This window comes from Klebsiella sp. HMSC16C06, from assembly GCF_001808325.1.
GTDB classification, from domain to species: domain Bacteria; phylum Pseudomonadota; class Gammaproteobacteria; order Enterobacterales; family Enterobacteriaceae; genus Klebsiella; species Klebsiella variicola.
On sequence record NZ_KV793000.1, the window covers coordinates 329,330 to 346,105 of the forward strand.

The 16,776-nt window shown below is 57.2% G+C and carries 13 protein-coding genes; 1 reads left to right on the top strand and 12 read right to left on the bottom strand.

The genetic code is table 11. The features are described from left to right. Nucleotide 1: 1 nt before the first annotated feature. From aaeB to aaeX, 3 genes are read right to left on the bottom strand one after another with little or no spacing between them, the layout of a single operon-like run. Complete coding sequence (aaeB, locus tag HMPREF3142_RS12920) at nt 2-1,969, bottom strand: p-hydroxybenzoic acid efflux pump subunit AaeB (RefSeq protein ID WP_008806682.1); 1,968 nt, start codon at nt 1,967-1,969, stop codon at nt 2-4. A gap of 5 nt (nt 1,970-1,974) precedes the next feature. After that, nucleotides 1,975-2,907 carry a p-hydroxybenzoic acid efflux pump subunit AaeA gene (gene aaeA, locus HMPREF3142_RS12925; protein WP_008806683.1) on the bottom strand — a complete coding sequence of 311 codons (933 nt, stop codon included), beginning with the start codon at nt 2,905-2,907 and terminating at the stop codon, nt 1,975-1,977. Nucleotides 2,908-2,914: 7 nt separating this feature from the next. Next, a complete protein-coding gene (gene aaeX, locus HMPREF3142_RS12930; RefSeq protein WP_002918640.1) occupies nt 2,915-3,118 on the bottom strand; it encodes a p-hydroxybenzoic acid efflux pump operon protein AaeX in 204 nt (67 codons plus the stop codon). 131 nt (nt 3,119-3,249) lie between these two features. Between aaeX and aaeR the strand changes: the two genes are divergently transcribed. Further along, the gene (gene aaeR, locus HMPREF3142_RS12935; RefSeq protein WP_008806684.1) at nt 3,250-4,179 is read left to right on the top strand and encodes an HTH-type transcriptional activator AaeR; all 930 of its coding nucleotides are present in this window, start codon (nt 3,250-3,252) and stop codon (nt 4,177-4,179) included. A gap of 35 nt (nt 4,180-4,214) precedes the next feature. Here aaeR and tldD read toward each other — a convergent pair whose 3' ends face one another. The 9 genes from tldD to HMPREF3142_RS12980 form a co-directional block, all read right to left on the bottom strand. After that, entirely contained in the window at nt 4,215-5,660 is a 1,446-nt protein-coding gene (gene tldD / locus HMPREF3142_RS12940) for a metalloprotease TldD (protein WP_008806685.1), read from the bottom strand. A gap of 88 nt (nt 5,661-5,748) precedes the next feature. Further along, a complete protein-coding gene (gene yhdP, locus HMPREF3142_RS12945) occupies nt 5,749-9,546 on the bottom strand; it encodes an AsmA2 domain-containing protein YhdP (protein ID WP_070612116.1) in 3,798 nt (1,265 codons plus the stop codon). Between the two features lie 37 nt (nt 9,547-9,583). Then, nucleotides 9,584-11,053, bottom strand: a complete 1,470-nt coding sequence (gene rng, locus HMPREF3142_RS12950) for a ribonuclease G (RefSeq protein WP_008806687.1) — start codon at nt 11,051-11,053, stop codon at nt 9,584-9,586. A gap of 2 nt (nt 11,054-11,055) precedes the next feature. Continuing rightward, on the bottom strand, nt 11,056-11,637 hold the full coding sequence (locus tag HMPREF3142_RS12955) for a Maf family protein (protein WP_074188308.1): 582 nt from the start codon (nt 11,635-11,637) through the stop codon (nt 11,056-11,058). Nucleotides 11,638-11,644: 7 nt separating this feature from the next. Beyond that, the gene (gene mreD, locus HMPREF3142_RS12960; RefSeq protein ID WP_008806689.1) at nt 11,645-12,133 is read right to left on the bottom strand and encodes a rod shape-determining protein MreD; all 489 of its coding nucleotides are present in this window, start codon (nt 12,131-12,133) and stop codon (nt 11,645-11,647) included. After that, nucleotides 12,133-13,125, bottom strand: a complete 993-nt coding sequence (gene mreC / locus HMPREF3142_RS12965; RefSeq protein ID WP_008806690.1) for a rod shape-determining protein MreC — start codon at nt 13,123-13,125, stop codon at nt 12,133-12,135. Before mreC ends, mreD begins: the two co-directional genes overlap by 1 nt. 70 nt (nt 13,126-13,195) lie before the next feature. Further along, complete coding sequence (gene mreB / locus HMPREF3142_RS12970; RefSeq protein WP_002918653.1) at nt 13,196-14,239, bottom strand: rod shape-determining protein MreB; 1,044 nt, start codon at nt 14,237-14,239, stop codon at nt 13,196-13,198. 305 nt (nt 14,240-14,544) lie between these two features. Next, the gene (gene csrD / locus HMPREF3142_RS12975) at nt 14,545-16,485 is read right to left on the bottom strand and encodes an RNase E specificity factor CsrD (protein WP_008806692.1); all 1,941 of its coding nucleotides are present in this window, start codon (nt 16,483-16,485) and stop codon (nt 14,545-14,547) included. Nucleotides 16,486-16,564: 79 nt separating this feature from the next. After that, nucleotides 16,565-16,756, bottom strand: coding sequence for a hypothetical protein (locus HMPREF3142_RS12980; RefSeq protein ID WP_032691257.1), 192 nt, complete (start codon nt 16,754-16,756; stop codon nt 16,565-16,567). Between the last annotated feature and the right edge of the window lie 20 nt (nt 16,757-16,776).

The following is a 16,776-nucleotide window of genomic DNA, read 5'->3' on the forward strand; positions in this document are numbered from 1 at the left end:
GTTAACTGCTGGTCAGCACATGCTGGTACTTGTGCAACATCTCAACCAGCCGCCGCACGGGCTCGGTCACCTGGGGCGAAGCCTCCCAGACCCGCAACTTCTCCTGATAGACATCAAGCTCAGCCAGCAGCTGGGTAAAGTAGCGCCGACGCTTATCATCACTCCCGGCGGAGATCACATGATCTGCGGTACGTCGCAGCTGTCGATGGAAGGCCGACAGATCGTCGTTCACCGGCACGGGCGCATCACGCAGGCGCTGATGGGCAATAATCAACGTCAATGCCAGACGGAAGCGGGCGACATCGCCGGGGAACTTATTGAGCAATAAAAACAACTGCTGATAGAGCGCGGGCAGATGGTTCTCTTTACGACGCGCCGAGTTCGTTGTCAGCGAAGAGACCGCCGCAGAGACAAACTGATTCAACAGCACCCGACCGGTTCTGGCCCGAGAATTATCCCTGACAATGAGAATGACCATCAGGGCAAGGAAACAGCCGACGATCTGCCCCAGCGCACTGTCGAGGAACTGACTGAACTGAAACTGCATCGGGTTATCCAGCACCAGAATGTTAATGGTGCTCGCCAGCGCCCCCAGCGATCCGAGACGCCTTTTCTGCACTTCGATACCGATAAAGAACGCCATCGCCGCCAGGCTGATGCAAAGCAGCAGCATGCTCTGCTGCGTCGCCGGCATGATCACCAGGAAGTACAGGGTACCCAGCGGTAACGCCGCCAGGGTGCCATAAAGGAAGTCCATCGCCACCATTCGGGGGTTAGGCAGGCGCATCGCCAGCGCGGTAACGACGGCAATCATCACCATCGCGCCGCTGCCTGAGGTCCAGCCTGTCCACAACCAGAACAGCGTCCCGAGGATACAGGAGACGGAGGTACGCCAGAAGTTCACCATCGCATGGTGGCGCTCAGCAGATTCCACTTTGACCACCGCTTCGCCACGCAGCACACTATCTTCAATGCGACTGATTTTGGTGTTACCCACCACGCCACGCTTAAGCAATAAGTAGCGCGTAGCGGCACCCACCCAGCTGTAGATGGTGACGGGCGTATTATGCTCGCCTTTCCAGGTCAGAAAACGGCGCATACGCTTCAGCTGCTGGTGGACGTCCTGCACTGTCTCCACCGGCTCGGCGAACAGCTCACGGTAGTCATCCGTCACCATTTCCGGGCGCGAGTTCTGAATCAGGTAGGTCTCGCAAGCCTGGGTGATAAGCGTTAATGAAAGGGTATTGATCGCCTTCAGGCGCTGATTCGCCTTCGCCCAGCGAGAGGATTCCATGATCAGATTACTGCGCATACCTTCCAGCGCCGTGGTGCGACGCACCAGCGCCCCCCACGCCTGATCCACTTCCTCTTTTTCACCGTGGGCGACGCATAACTGCATCAGCTTATATTGCGCAATCAGCAGGTTATCCAGCTCAAGGTCGATCTCTTTTTTAATCGAACGTGGAGAGAACAACAGGTCGGCGACGATAGCGCTGACAATACCGATGACAATTTCGCTACAGCGTTCGACAGCAAACTGCGGCGCCAGCATCGGATTGGTATGGATGGTGATAATGATAATCAGCGCAGTGTACCCGGCCAGTCCCCAGGCATAGGAGTTCTCGACCTTAACCAGCGACGAAATCCAGGTACAAAACCCGGCCCACAGGCAGCAAACCAGCATCATCAGCAGAGGCGCACGGATCATCAGGATGATGATAATCAGCGCCGCAATACAGCCAATAAAGGTCCCGGCAATTCGCAACATCCCACGATAGCGGATCGCGCCCGAGTAAGGTTCGCCGCCGGCAGCAAAGGCCGGCCCGGCGGCGACGATCGCTGCCGTCAGTACTGCCCAGCGCGGTGTTTCGAGCTGAAAATGGAAACCGACGAACAGCGCCAGCACCACCGCGCATGCAAGCTTAATGGCAAAGCGGAGATGCCGGGGAGCAATGGTATATGTCCCCATAGCGATTAACCGAATTCGCGCAGGCGCATAGCCAGTTTCTGGAAGAAGTTGGCCCGGCTGGTATCGCGGTCTTCTTTACCGGTGATCACCACCGTCGCCGTGGTGCCCGATGGCCACAGATTGCCCTGCTGCTGGTCGAGGCGAATACGCACCGGCACACGCTGCGCCAGACGCACCCACTCAAGGTTGGAGTCGACCGAGGCCATCCCTTTCGAGTCGCTGCTGCTGCTGGCGTTGGTCACCCCTGCAGCGATACTGTCCACTGTCCCTTTAATGGTTTTGCTGCTGCCAAGCGGGGTAATCTCCGCACGGTAGCCAGGGCGGACGCCTTCCAGCTTGGTCTCTTCCAGATAGGCCATGACGTAAAACGTATTCTCTTTCACCAGCGCCACCGCCGTGGAGCCACGGGTAATAAACTCCCCGGTATAGACGTTAAGGTTGGTCACCCAGCCATCCGCGGGGGCGCGAATTTCTGTGCGCTCGAGGTCCAGCCTGGCCAGATCGCGGCTGGCTACCGCTTTCGCCAACTGATGCTCAACGGTTTGCAGCACGTTGTTCGCCTGGTCTATTTCTTCCCGCGACATCGCCTGTATGCCCAGCTTATTACGCCGACCCGCTTCAACGCGCTTCTCCTGCGCTAAGGTCTGGTAGTAGGCGACATCGGCTTCCGCCTCCGCCAGCGCTTTTTGGTAACGAGGTTGGTCAATAACGAACAATACCTGGTCTTTCTTAACCAGTTGGTTATCCTTGACGTTTACCTGGGAAATCAGCCCGGAGACGTCAGGGGCAATCGCCACAATGTCAGCACTAAAGCGCGCATCCCGCGTCCACGGCGAAGCGGTGTAATAGACCCAGGCGCGGAAAATCGCCACGAAAGCCAAAATGACCAGTATCACGGTAATAGCGGTACGGAGGATATTTCTTGTTAGTGTTTTCACATCAACCTCAAACGAACAAGCGCGATATCAAATAAAAAAGGCAGCAATATAGCGCCGTATTAAACAGTGCAGGGTGCCAGACAAAATCGTAAATGCCGGTCGGAACCAGCAGTCGATGCACCAGCCAAAAGATGGCCAGCGACAAAAGCAACTCGAAGAAGATCGGCGGAAACGATAAGCCGAAAATCACGATGACAGGAAACAGACTCATGATGACCTTGAATAAGAAGCGTACAGGTAGTGAGCAGATGCGTTTATTATGTAGCTAACAATATATTAACGTAACGATTGCCGCATTATCTACAATGTGTGATCTAAATCACTTTTAAGCCAGAGTGAATAATGGAACGATTAAAACGCATGTCCGTTTTCGCCAAAGTGGTCGAATTAGGTTCATTCACCGCGGCGGCCCGCCAGCTTCAGATGAGCGTTTCTTCGATCAGTCAGACCGTAGCCAAACTGGAAGATGAGCTGCAGGTAAAGCTGCTCAACCGCAGCACCCGCAGCCTTGGCTTAACTGAAGCAGGTAAAATCTATTACCAGGGCTGCCGTAGGATGCTGTTTGAAGCGCAGGATGTCCATGAGCAATTATACGCATTTAATAACACCCCCATCGGGACGCTGCGCATCGGTTGCTCTTCAACTATGGCACAAAATGTTCTGGCGCGCATAACGGCGGAAATGCTGAAAGAATACCCCGGACTCTCCGTCAATCTGGTCACCGGCATACCAGCCCCTGACCTGATCGCCGACGGCCTTGACGTGGTGATCCGCGTGGGGGCCCTGCAGGATTCCAGCCTTTTTTCCCGCCGCCTGGGCTCAATGCCGATGGTATTATGCGCCGCCAAAAGCTATCTGGCGCAGGCAGGCAATCCGGAGAAACCGGCCGACCTCGCCAGCCATTCATGGCTCGAATATAGCGTACGTCCGGATAACGAATTTGAAATTATCGCCCCGGAAGGGATCTCAACCCGCCTGATCCCGCAGGGGCGCTTTGTGACCAACGATCCCATGACGCTGATACGCTGGCTGACAGCCGGGGTGGGTATCGCTTATGTACCATTGATGTGGGCGATCGAAGAGATCAACCGCGGCGAGCTTGAGATCCTGTTGCCCAGCTACCAGTCCGATCCGCGGCCGGTCTACGCGCTGTATACGGAAAAGGATAAACTGCCGCTGAAAGTGCAGGTCTGTATCAACTATCTGACAGAGTATTTTGTCGACGTGGCGAAGATCTATCAAGGCATGCACGGGCGCGGGATCGCCCGGTGAAGCGGTTCCCGGCAGCGCCGGGAACCTGGTCAGGATCAGGCGGTACCGCCGACGGTAAGATTATCGACCTTCAGGGTCGGCTGGCCGACGCCCACCGGCACGCTCTGGCCCTCTTTGCCACAAACGCCAACGCCGTTATCCAGCCGCAGGTCATTCCCTACCATCGAAATCTGCTGCATGGTTTCAATCCCGGAGCCGATCAGCGTGGCCCCTTTCACCGCCTTCGTGACCTTCCCTTTTTCGATCAGATAGGCTTCGGAGGTAGAGAAGACAAACTTACCGGAGGTGATATCCACCTGCCCGCCGCCAAAGTTAGGCGCGAAGATACCGTAATCGACCGACTCGATAATCTCCTGCGGCGTCGACTGGCCCGCCAGCATATAGGTATTGGTCATACGCGGCATCGGCAGATGAGCATACGACTCGCGACGGCCGTTACCGGTCGGCGCGACGCCCATCAGACGCGCATTGAGCTTATCCTGCATATAGCCTTTCAGGATGCCGTTTTCGATCAGCACGTTGTATTGCCCCGGCGTGCCTTCGTCATCGATGGCAACCGACCCGCGACGATCGACGATGGTGCCATCATCCACCACGGTGCACAGCTCAGAGGCAACTAATTCCCCCATATGGCCGCTAAAGACCGAGGTGCCGCGACGGTTGAAATCACCTTCCAGCCCATGGCCGACCGCTTCGTGCAGCAGGACGCCAGGCCAGCCGGCGCCGAGCACCACCGGCAGCATCCCCGCCGGGGCGGCGACTGCCGAAAGGTTCACCAGCGCCATGCGCACGGCTTCTTTCGCCCAGGCATCAGCCCGCACGTCGCCCTCCTGGGAGGCGAGGAAATAGTCATAGCCAAAGCGTCCACCGCCGCCGCTGCTGCCGCGCTCACGCTTGCCATCCTCTTCCACCAGCACGCTGACCGAAAGGCGCACCAGCGGGCGAACGTCCGCGGCGAGGGTGCCGTCGGTGGCGGCCACCAGAATCAGCTCATAAACGCCGCTCAGGCTGGCCGAAACTTCCTGCACGCGCTTGTCCGCCGCCCGGGCGACTTTGTCCACCCGGCGCAGAATATCCAGCTTCTCTTCCCGACTCATGCTCTGCAGCGGGTCGATGCTGGTGTACAAAGGGCTGTACTCAACGGCTCCCAGGGTCTGCACTTTGCCATTACCGGTATCACGCACAATCGTCCGCGCCGCCTGGGCGCTCTGCTCCAGCGCCAGCTTGCTAATCTGGTCCGCATAGGCAAAGCCCGTTTTTTCGCCGCTGACGGCGCGCACGCCTACGCCCTGGTCAATGTTGTACGACCCATCTTTAATGATGCTGTCTTCCAGAACCCAGGATTCGTGATAGCTCGACTGAAAATAGAGATCGCCGTAATCGAGGCGGCGCTCGGTCAGTTGACCAAGAATGGCAAACAGATCCTGATGATTCAGGCCATTTGCCGACAGTAATTGTTCACTTACCAGGTTCAGACTCATCGTTATGCTACTCGTTTGTTGCCGCCTGACAGGCGGAAATACAGAAGGCGATCTATTGAGATTGCGGCAATTCCCGGCAATCGTCAAATCATTGCTTTTTGTTGCTACGCGCCTGGCGCAGCACCTCATTGATCTGCGGCTGGTCAATCGGACCAGTAATGCGATAGCGCAGAATCGAGACTTTGTTCCACAGCGGGCCCAGCACCTTGCTGGCGGCAAACACCGCCGCGCCGACGATAGGGTTGACGGCAAAAGCCGCCGCCACGCCGACGGTCGCAGAGATCTCCGGCGCCACCACCGCCTGCAGATCCAGCCGGCGACGCACCAAATCGACCGAACCTTTCATGGCAATATCCGCTTCCAGGCCATCCACCAGCGTATCGTCGGTATGCAGCACGCCATCCTTGATCCATGCCGTACTGTTAATCGAGTCGAAGTAAAAGCCCTCGCTGAAGGTATCGCTAAAGTCGAAGCGCAGCTTACGCAGCAGGGCATCAACGCTCAGCAAACGCAGCAGTTGGCCAGCGTGTCCGGTACTCAGGTCGGTAAACTGTCCCTTGCCGAGGTGGCTTTTAATGATCCCATTGAGCGATGCGACATCGGGCGACCAGGGCGGCGCGCGCCAGTGCAGATCATAGTCGATGTCAAACGGCGAATCCTTCACCGGAGTGGAAACGCCGAAGAAACTGGCAAACTCATCCGTTTTATTGCCATGCAGTTTGCCTTTCAGCGACGTGCGTACACCAGCCGGCGCGCTGACCCAGACGCCATCGGTCGTCAGTCGGCCAAACCCGGTATCCACCAGACCATTGGAGAGCGTTAAGGTATCGCCCTTAATCGCCACATCGCCGTCGATACGGCCATATTTTTGCCCCCACAGCCAGCATTCCGCACAGCGCAGCTGCAGATCGGGCCAGCCGTGGAAATCCAGCCGCGTCTCTGCCTGCGGGGCAGCGTTCTTCTCACCGGTCTGGCCATTGGCGCTGGTCGGGTTGAAATAGAGATAACGCACATTCGCCAGCCAGGGCGCATTGTCGCGCATCGTCAGGGTAGCGTTGATTTCACGCCCCTGCGCCTCGACCTGCGAGCCGCCGGCGACCGGCTGCGACATCAGACTGACGTTGTTCCACTGTTGACCGGCAAGCGCCAGCGACGGCGTACGCAGCACAATGCGCTGGGGAAAGAGTATGGTGCTGCTGACTTCATTCGCCGCCCCGTTTTGAAAGAGCGCCAGCCATTGAGCGCCATCCATCGGTGGCAAATTGAGTTCAACCCCAGGCTGGTCAGGCAGCGGAGAGAGCCCCTTGCTGTCCGAAGTAAGGATTGCCCGATCCAACGTCAGCTTATGGTTCAGCAACCAGCGGCTGTTGATATGATTCTTCGCGCCGACGGAGCCGGTCAGGTCGAAGCTGCTCAAACCGCCGGCGACGTTAATTTTGATCGGCATCGGCTCTCCAGCGGGCTTATTGACCGGCGAAGGTAAGTGACTGCTCACATTCTTGAGGTCGCCGTTGATATCAACCTTATAGCTGGCGTTGCCATGGTACGGCAGTTCGATAGCGACCTTGCCCTCCCACGGCACGCTGCCGCTCAGCGCTTCGTTGACGGCTTTTGGCAGCAATCCGGTATGCGATGGCTGCCAGTTGGCGTTCATCCCGACGTCCACCAGAAACGCTTTTTCGCCCTCCCGGGTGGAAAAATTGAGATTCAGCGGCTGATGAAACCAGGTCGCGCTCAAGGTTTCGCTATTGAGATCGCCATTCACGAAGCTGAAATTCCCGCTCAGGTTTTGCAGAGTGGTGTCTAACGGCTTGATAAACAGACTGTTATTCTGCAGACGCACATCGCCTTTCGCGGTGGTCATTTCGCCATCTAAAGGGATGTTAAGATGTAAGCGAGCGCTCACATCCCCGTCCAGCTGCAGGGAATCCAGCGCCGCTCCCAGGGTCTCTTTCAGCGGCGTGGTGTTGAAATAAGGTCCCACCTCTTTGCCCGGGCCTTTGATATCGGCATCAATCAACAGCTTTTCAGCGGTATAGTCCGGGATCGCGGCATCGAGATTGCTGGCGGTGACATTGCCGAGCATCGCTTTATCCGCCCGCATCCACAACCCGTTATTGATGAAGTTGAGGTCGATGTTCAGCCCGGTCAGCGCCGGCCAGTCCGGCTGGAAGGCAAAAGTGGCGTTCTTCAGTGGGACATAAACCTGGAACTGCCCTTCATTATGCGGGTAAGGGAAAAGATGCGGATTGCCGCCATACACCAGCGTCGCATCGCGAGCCTGTCCGGCTTTAATCGCGCCGCTGAGATAGTCCACCAGCGCCTTGCCCATCAGGTTTTCCGGGAAGTAACGCCATGCCTGGCCACCATCATTGGTGCTGATGCCCGCCAGAATGCCCAGCCAGGGATCATCTCCCTGCGGTTGCAGATAGCGGAAGCCGCCGCGGGCGCGGACACCCGTCGCCTGCACGTCAATATCGCGGCCATCAAGCATAAACCCTTTGCCGTTTTTCACCCAGCTGAGGGTGGCTTCGCCAGCGGCGATCTCCAGCGGGGCGCGGAAAACACCGGTATAAGGCATCAGCGCCTGCGTCATGCGGGCGCGCAGTTCCCCGTGCTCAACGCTGCCATTCAGACTGCCGGAAAAGTGTTCCGCTCCCGGCAGGAGTTTCCACTGCTTCCATGCCAGATCGCTCCACTGCGCCTGAAAGCGCGTTTTCTCCGTCGCCTGCAGGGGAATATCGAGCGCCAGCAGGTTGATTTTGCCGCTGGGCTGCGTGGTGCGCCAGAGCTCGCCCAGGGAAGGCGCCAGCTTATCGGCGAAGGGCTGTAATCCGCTGAGGCCGCTGAGGGTTAAGTTGCTGGCACGAATGCGTAATTCATCGCTACGCTGATGGTCGTCGCCACCGACGTCCTGCGCCGGGATCCAGGCCATCGCCAGCGCGCCGCTTGGCCAGGGTTTATCGTCGATAGCGATCCGCGTATCGGGAATGTAGAAGCCCCAGCTCTGCTTGTCATGGGAGAGATGCGCCGTCAGGTTATCCACTGACAGGTGATGCACCTCGTCATCCCCCTGCCAGCTGGCGCCCCCTTTTTTCAGCCATACGTCACCGCTGGCCACATCGCCTTTTTCAATGGTCATCCAACCTTCAAGGCTGAAGCGGGCGCTCTTCAGAGCGATATTGTCCTGCATCCAGCGGCCGAGCCACGGTTTGACGTCAATATCGTCAGCCTGTAGCCAGACTCGCCCTTTATTCAGCAGGCCATCCTCATCGCGGAGATCCATCCGCACCTGCATCACGCCATGCTGGCCGGTGAGACTGGAGAGGCTAAGCTGCCCCTCGGCGCGGTGACGGTTCCTGCCGTTAAGCCAGGTAAGCTGCGGGACTGCCAGCTCCGCCCGCTGACCGGAAATGGTCAGGAAGCTCAGATGGCTGTCGCGCAGGGTAAAGTGGTCGAACTGACGTAAAAAGAGATCGCTGATGCGGTCGGTTTTCAGGCTTTCGCCGCCGTCATTGGTCTGAATAGGGGTGTTGGTATGAACCTGCAGCTGCCAGAAGGTAAGATCGCGGAACTGCCAGCGCATATGCAGCAAACTCTGCCAGACGTCCAGCGCCAGGGTCACGCGCTTCACCGCCATTTTGCCGCCGTCTTTCAGCCCTACCTGAATATCACGGACATCTAACGTCGGACCAAAATTTTGCCAGCTGGCGGTGATCTGCGAGGCATCCACCGGCGTGCCGGTAAGTGTGGAAATCTTCTCCAGCAGCTGCGGACGCCAGGCGTCAAGCTGCGGCAACACGAGACGCAAGCCACTCACCAGCAGCGCGACGATAACAATCAATGTTGCCACGGTGAGCAATAAAATCCCGGGCAGTCGCCTCACGCCTCTCTCCTTGTCAGCCGCACAATGACGCGGTGTCTTACATCATAACCACATCGAACTGCTCTTGATTATAGAGCGGCTCAATTTGTACCTTGACCTGCTTACCGACAAAGATTTCCACTTCCGCCAGCGCGTGCGACTCTTCCCCTTTCAGAGTTTCCGCCACCGCAGGGGAAGCATAGACCAGGAAGCGATCGGAATCATAAGCATGATGTACGCGGACGATCTCACGCATAATCTCATAGCATACCGTTTCGACCGACTTTACCGTTCCGCGTCCGTGGCAGGTCGGGCACTCGTTGCACAGCACATGCTCCACGCTTTCACGCGTCCGCTTGCGGGTCATCTCCACCAGCCCCAGTTGAGAGAAACCGTTGATGCTGGTTTTCACCCGATCTTTACTCAGCGCCTGCTCTAAGGAGTGCAGTACCCGTCGCCGATGGTCTTCATTGTTCATGTCAATGAAATCAATGATGATAATGCCGCCGAGGTTACGCAAACGTAGCTGGCGGGCTATCGCCTGGGTGGCTTCGATATTGGTATTGAAGATAGTATCGTCAAGATTCCGGTGCCCGACAAACGCCCCGGTATTGATATCAATGGTAGTCATCGCCTCGGTCTGGTCGATGATCAGGTAGCCCCCGGACTTCAGCTCAACCTTACGCTCCAGCGCGCGCTGAATTTCGTTCTCCACATCAAAGAGATCGAAAATCGGCTGGCGGCCGCTGTAGTGTTCCAGCTTGCTGGTCATTTCCGGGATATATTCAGCGGTGAACTCAAGTAACGCCTCGTAGGTCAGGCGAGAGTCGACGCGAATACGGTCGAGATGCGCATCGGCAAAATCACGCAGCACGCGCTGAGCCAGGGCCAGCTCGCCGTACAGCTGATAACGGGTCTGATTGCGCTTTTTGCGCTCCATCACCTTGGTCCAGACGCGCTTCAGATAGGCGGCATCGGCGGCCATTTCCTGCTCGTGAACCCCTTCCGCAGCGGTGCGAATGATAAATCCGCCCTGCTCGTCGCAGTAATCTGCGACAACCTTCTTCAACCGCTCACGCTCGGCTTCGCTTTCAATGCGTTGGGATACTCCCACATGGGAGGCGCCTGGCATAAACACCAGATAACGGGAAGGCAGGGTGATATCCGTGGTCAGACGCGCGCCTTTGGTGCCCAGCGGATCTTTGACCACCTGGACCATCAGGTCCTGGCCCTGGCGCACCAGCTCCGAAATATCGCGTACGGTAAACTGCTTTTGCTCCTCACCAGCGACACATTCGGTATGCGGCATGATATCGGAGGCGTGGAGGAACGCCGCCTTATCGAGACCAATATCTACAAAAGCCGCCTGCATTCCCGGCAGCACTCGGCTAACACGACCTTTGTAGATATTGCCTACTATTCCGCGTCGCGCTTCACGCTCAATATGGATTTCCTGCAGAATACCGCCATCGATATACGCGACGCGCGTTTCGGATGGCGTTACGTTAACTAATAATTCAGCCGTCATCTTTATCCCTTTTCTTTACGCAGTGAGTTAAAGTTACTGAGCAACTCATACGTTTCCACCAGCGGTAAGCCGACTACGGCGTGATAGCTGCCATTAATCTTCCTGACGAAGCAACCACCCAACCCTTGAATACCGTATGCACCTGCTTTATCTAAAGGCTCGCCGCTGGCCACATATTCGGCGATACCCTGCTCGCTAAGCAGCCGGAAGGTCACGTCCGTGACCACCAGACAGTCCAGCGTCTGCTGCGTATCTGCCAGCGCCACCGCAGTCATGACCTGATGCGTTTGGCCGGAAAGCAGACGCAGCATTGCTGCAGCGTGTTCAGCGTCGCGCGGTTTCTCCAGCACTTCGCCGTTAAGAATGACAATCGTATCCGCCCCCAGCACCGGCAAATCGCGCGATGCCATCGCCACCCCGGCCTGCGCTTTTTCGCGCGCCAGGCGGACAACATAGTGCTCGGCGCTCTCCTGCGGCTGGCGCTGTTCCTCAATACCGGGAACCAGACGCTCGAAAGTGAGACCAAGCTGAGTCAGCAGTTCCTGCCGACGCGGGGAACCTGAAGCAAGATACAGAGTTGTCATATCAACCTTATTGCACTGCAAATTGCTGACGCACTTTGCGCATCAGCAGGAAGAGCCATGGCCAGAGGACACCGTTTACTACACTACTCCAGAATACTTCCGGACGGAAAGAGACGTTGATCACTAAAAACTCTGCCCAGAAAACAATGATATCCACGGCCAGGGATAACAGCATGACCACCAGCGCTTGTTGCCACAGCGCCAGGTTACGGAACAGCTGATATTTCAGCGCGACCAGATAGGCGATAATGCTTAAGGACAGGGCGCGAACGCCCAGCGTCGAGCCGCTAATGAGATCAAGAATAGCCCCCATCACGAAGCCCGTCCCCACGTTCACCCGATGCGGCAGGGCGAGGATCCAGTACAGCAGGATCAATAATACCCAGTTGGGCCGGAAAACACTGATGTCCGCCGGCCAGGGCATAATTTGCAGCAATAGCGCGATAAGAAACGAGAGCCAGATAACCCAGCGTCCCTGGCTACGATAACTTGCCACTATTGCCCCCCTGCAGGCAGAGACGGCTGCGATGGCGTCAGCCCGGTGGCTGGCGCCGGCATCTGCGGCCCCATGGCATCCGGCGCAGGCAGTACCTGCGGCATCATCTGCATCAGGCGCTCGTTAGCCACGCGATGGACCTCTTCCGGGGTCATCGGGTTGGCGCCATTGCGATCGGCGCCCCACAGCAGCAGCAGATAGCGCAAGCGCTGCAGCCCGGCCGTCGGACGCGCCTGAATCACGGTGTAGGCGCGCTGAGTGTCCAGCTTCACCGAGGAGACCACCCCGACCGGATACCCTTCCGGGAAGCGGCCACCGAGACCAGAGGTCACCAGCACATCGCCGACGCGAATATCGGTATTCGCCGGCAGATGCTCAAGCTGGAGATCGTCAGTACAGCCGTTACCGGCGGCAATCACGCGAATGTCGTTACGCAGGACCTGGATCGGCAGCGCATGGGTGGCATCGCAGATCAGCAGCACCCGGCTGGTCATTTTCGCCACGGCCACGACCTGCCCCACCACGCCTTTATCGCTGATAACCGGCTGGCCTTCGTAAACACCGTTCACGCTGCCCTTATCAATAACCACCTGATCGCTGTAGGGGTCGTTGACCGTTGAGATGACCTGCGTCACCATTTTTTGTTCGTCCTGGCGCAGCGGCGAGCCAAGCAGTTCACGCAGACGCGCGTTCTCTTGCTTGTACTGGCCCAGCATCAGCAGATCGCTGTTTTTCAGCAACAGTTCCTGACGCAGCGCGCGGTTTTCCAGTTCGAGCTGATCGCGGGTCGCCAGCGTTTGCGATACGCTGTCGAGGAGTTCCCGGGGACCATTAGAGACAAAGTAGAAAGGGCTGACGGCTGTATCCATGTACGTTCTGATTTGACTGAACGTACCCAGGCGGCTGTCGGCGATAATGACGCCAAGCGCCACCAGCACCGCCAGAATAAGGCGAATCTGTAGCGAGGGGCCACGGCTAAAAATTGGCTTCATAGGCTATGCGTATTCTCGTGTCAGTAAAGACCAGGGGCAGCCGCTAAGCCACCCCAGACCTTCAGGCTGACTACTCTTCGCTAAACAGGTCGCCGCCGTGCATGTCGATCATTTCCAGCGCCTTGCCGCCGCCACGCGCTACGCAGGTCAGCGGATCTTCAGCAACCACGACTGGAATACCGGTTTCTTCCATTAACAGACGGTCCAGGTTGCGCAGCAGCGCACCACCGCCGGTAAGAACCATCCCGCGCTCGGAGATATCAGAAGCCAGTTCCGGCGGGCACTGTTCCAGAGCAACCATGACCGCACTCACGATGCCGGTCAGCGGCTCCTGCAGCGCTTCAAGAATTTCGTTGGAATTCAGGGTAAAGCCGCGTGGTACGCCTTCCGCCAGGTTACGGCCGCGAACTTCGATTTCACGCACTTCATCGCCCGGGTAAGCCGAACCGATTTCGTGTTTGATACGCTCAGCGGTCGCTTCACCGATCAGGGAGCCGTAGTTACGACGCACGTAATTAATCACGGCTTCGTCGAAACGGTCGCCGCCGATACGCACGGAAGAAGAGTAGACCACGCCGTTCAGGGAAATAACCGCGACTTCGGTAGTACCGCCGCCGATATCGACAACCATAGAACCGGTCGCTTCAGAAACCGGTAAGCCTGCGCCAATCGCTGCCGCCATCGGCTCTTCGATCAGGAAGACTTCACGAGCGCCAGCGCCCTGCGCGGATTCACGGATCGCACGACGCTCAACCTGGGTGGCGCCAACCGGTACGCACACCAGCACGCGCGGGCTCGGGCGCATAAAGCTGTTGCTGTGCACTTGTTTGATAAAGTGCTGCAGCATCTTTTCCGTCACGAAGAAGTCAGCGATGACGCCGTCCTTCATCGGGCGAATCGCCGCGATATTACCCGGGGTACGGCCGAGCATCTGCTTCGCTTCATGACCTACGGCGGCGACGCTTTTCGGCGATCCGGCACGATCCTGACGAATGGCCACCACGGAAGGCTCATTCAATACGATGCCTTGTCCTTTTACGTAAATAAGGGTATTCGCGGTACCCAGGTCAATGGACAGGTCATTGGAAAACATGCCACGAAATTTTTTTAACATACTAAGGGATAATCCTGAAAGCTGGGGCGGAAAACAAAATCCGCTTACTTTACCAACCACACGCAGCAGCGACAAGGCGCAAAAATCACCTGCTGCGGTGAAAATTAGTGCAGTTCATTTCCTTTGTTACAAATTTTTCCGACTCCGTTCATTGCTGAAATCTTCAGCAGCGCTCCACGCCTGAATTTGTAACCTGTCAAAGGAGGGTCACTGGCATTTACATTGCGATGATCCGGCGAGTAGACAAGCACACCCCCTTCACGATGGCGCGCGTTATTCTACGTGAAATCACGCTAAACGGCAGATCAAACCGAGTATCTTTGCGAATATTTTTTCACATTTGTGTCAAGTGGCTGTGAGGCCGCAAAAAATTCCCCCTGACCGCCTGTGACACCGCATTGGGACAGCACTAACCACTCGCTGCGGCTGCGTACGCCCGTCGCAAAAACTTGCATAGGCATGCCTTTGCAGGCTTCCACCAGACTTTGCACCAGCAGCTGGTTCTCACTGCGCTTTTCAATGTTGCGCGCCAGCCCAGGATGCAGTTTGATCAACTCCGCATCCAGCTGCTTGATCCAGCTGGTTCCCACCAGGGTTAGTCCCGCCTGAACGACCGCCACCCGAACGCCCAGGGCGTTAACCAACCGCATAACCGGCTGCAGACGGCCGATATATTGACAAACATCTGCCTCCGCAAGTTCAAAAATAATCCGCTGACGCTGCGATTTTTCACACTGCATTAAGGCATCGCGCAGCCAGCGCTGAAAACGGGGACGGATCAGCGACTCCACCGACAGCTGTAACGCCAGGTTTTCTTCAGGCCAGAAGCCTAAAAATGGCAGCAGGCGCGTCACCTGCAGGCGGTCATACTCCTCCGCCAGACCAAACTGCAGCACCATCGGCATGTACTCGGCGGCGATCACCTCTTCTTTACCGTCGTACATCCGCGACATCAGTTCACGGTGATGCACCCGGCCATCGCGGGTAACGGCAGGTTTTTGGTACAACCGCGGTCCCCCGCGGCTCAGCATCTGTTCGATCAGCGTCCGCCAGCGAACGTTGCCGCGACCTTTCTCAGGAAGGGTGTCATCGTAAACCGACCAACTATTGCTACCCTGCAGCACCGCGTTGCGCGTTGCCGCTTCCGCGTGCTCCATCACCTGCGCTGTCGATTGCCCGCTGCGGAAAGCACAGATCCCGATATGCATCATATCGTCGCGATCGAGAATGCGCGTCGGCGGCAGTGCGTCCATGGCCTTCAGCAACAGCCCGGCGATACTATCCGCCTCTTTTAACGTGCGGTGCGGCAGCAGCACGGCGAAGTCGCTACGGTGATAGCGCGCCAGTAGCGCGCCGGGATAACGCATAATAAAGGTAGAGAGCAGGTTGATAAGCGTGAAGTAATGCTCTTCGGCGGCCGCCCGTCCCCAGTTGTCCCGTAGCAGATCGAACTCCGGCAGACGGATCATCATGACGATGCCGTAGGCGCCCACTTTCTCCTGGTCTTCCAGCAGCGTGGCCAGCTGATTATCAAAGAACAGGCGGTTATTCAGGCCCGTTTTAGAATCCTGTGCCGCATAGGAGCGAATCAGCGTATCCATACGGCTGCGCTGATCGCTGGCGAATTGCAGCTCCGACAGCAGCATATCCAGCGCGCTGCTGGTGCTGGCTGGCCATTCATAGACCGATCCGCGCACCTGCGGCCCGCGCTCGCCGCTCAGGATGCGCGTGGAACGCAGCTCAAGCAGCTCCTGACCAGCCAGCTGGCGGCGGATCCAGCGGACGGCGAAGAAAATAATCACCACCATAAAGCCGATGGAGATCGACAGCGGGGCCGTGATCGACAGCGAGCGGAAATAGTTCACCATTGGGTCAACGTAGACCAGATGCAGAGTGATACCGGGGTGTTTAAGCGACGGGACCGTGATCTCACGGAATTGCTCATGGCTGCCAAGCGGGCGGTAGCTGTCGGTTCGGGAGTGGCTGTAGAGTGGTTTGCCGTTAAGCATGAAATCGATATGCACGATCTCGATCGGCGTCATCAGCTCATCCAGCTGCGGCTCAAGCTGATCAAAAGAGGTGGTGATGAGCCGGTTATCCAGCATGGTCGCCACCGCCTGAACCCGGTTTTCGACCTTGTTCTCAATGCCGTTATAAAAACTCAGCGAAGCGCCAATCAGCGTGACAAAGATGGTCAGGCTAGTTAGCAGCGTGATAAAGGCTGAGAACTTCGTCGTTAATCGCATCCCTGTGTTAACTCCGCGAGTGAATGACTGCCCGATGAACCATCAGGCTCCCGTGCTGGCGCGCGCCTTGCCGCTAGCATTAACCTTTTAAAGCGCGACGCATACTATCAAAGATGGCGAGTCTGGCAATGGAATGCGTATTATCGGCGAAAGTATGCCGATAGCGAGTATAGTCGGCAGAAAAAATTTGCCAATCATTGCCCGCCTGCGGCCTGCGCCAGAAGCGCTTTAATTTTAGACGCAGGATGGCAAACCCGCGCCAGCGACGCAAATTATTACCGGTTTACCGTC

Bases quoted from the DNA above. Each gene is read 5' to 3' on its own strand.
- aaeB (WP_008806682.1), bottom strand. From the start codon at position 1,969: ATGGGGACATATACCATTGCTCCCCGGCATCTCCGCTTTGCCATTAAG.
- aaeX (WP_002918640.1), bottom strand. From the start codon at position 3,118: ATGAGTCTGTTTCCTGTCATCGTGATTTTCGGCTTATCGTTTCCGCCG.
- aaeR (WP_008806684.1), top strand. From the start codon at position 3,250: ATGGAACGATTAAAACGCATGTCCGTTTTCGCCAAAGTGGTCGAATTA.
- tldD (WP_008806685.1), bottom strand. From the start codon at position 5,660: ATGAGTCTGAACCTGGTAAGTGAACAATTACTGTCGGCAAATGGCCTG.
- rng (WP_008806687.1), bottom strand. From the start codon at position 11,053: ATGACGGCTGAATTATTAGTTAACGTAACGCCATCCGAAACGCGCGTC.
- HMPREF3142_RS12955 (WP_074188308.1), bottom strand. From the start codon at position 11,637: ATGACAACTCTGTATCTTGCTTCAGGTTCCCCGCGTCGGCAGGAACTG.
- mreC (WP_008806690.1), bottom strand. From the start codon at position 13,125: ATGAAGCCAATTTTTAGCCGTGGCCCCTCGCTACAGATTCGCCTTATT.
- mreB (WP_002918653.1), bottom strand. From the start codon at position 14,239: ATGTTAAAAAAATTTCGTGGCATGTTTTCCAATGACCTGTCCATTGAC.
- csrD (WP_008806692.1), bottom strand. From the start codon at position 16,485: ATGCGATTAACGACGAAGTTCTCAGCCTTTATCACGCTGCTAACTAGC.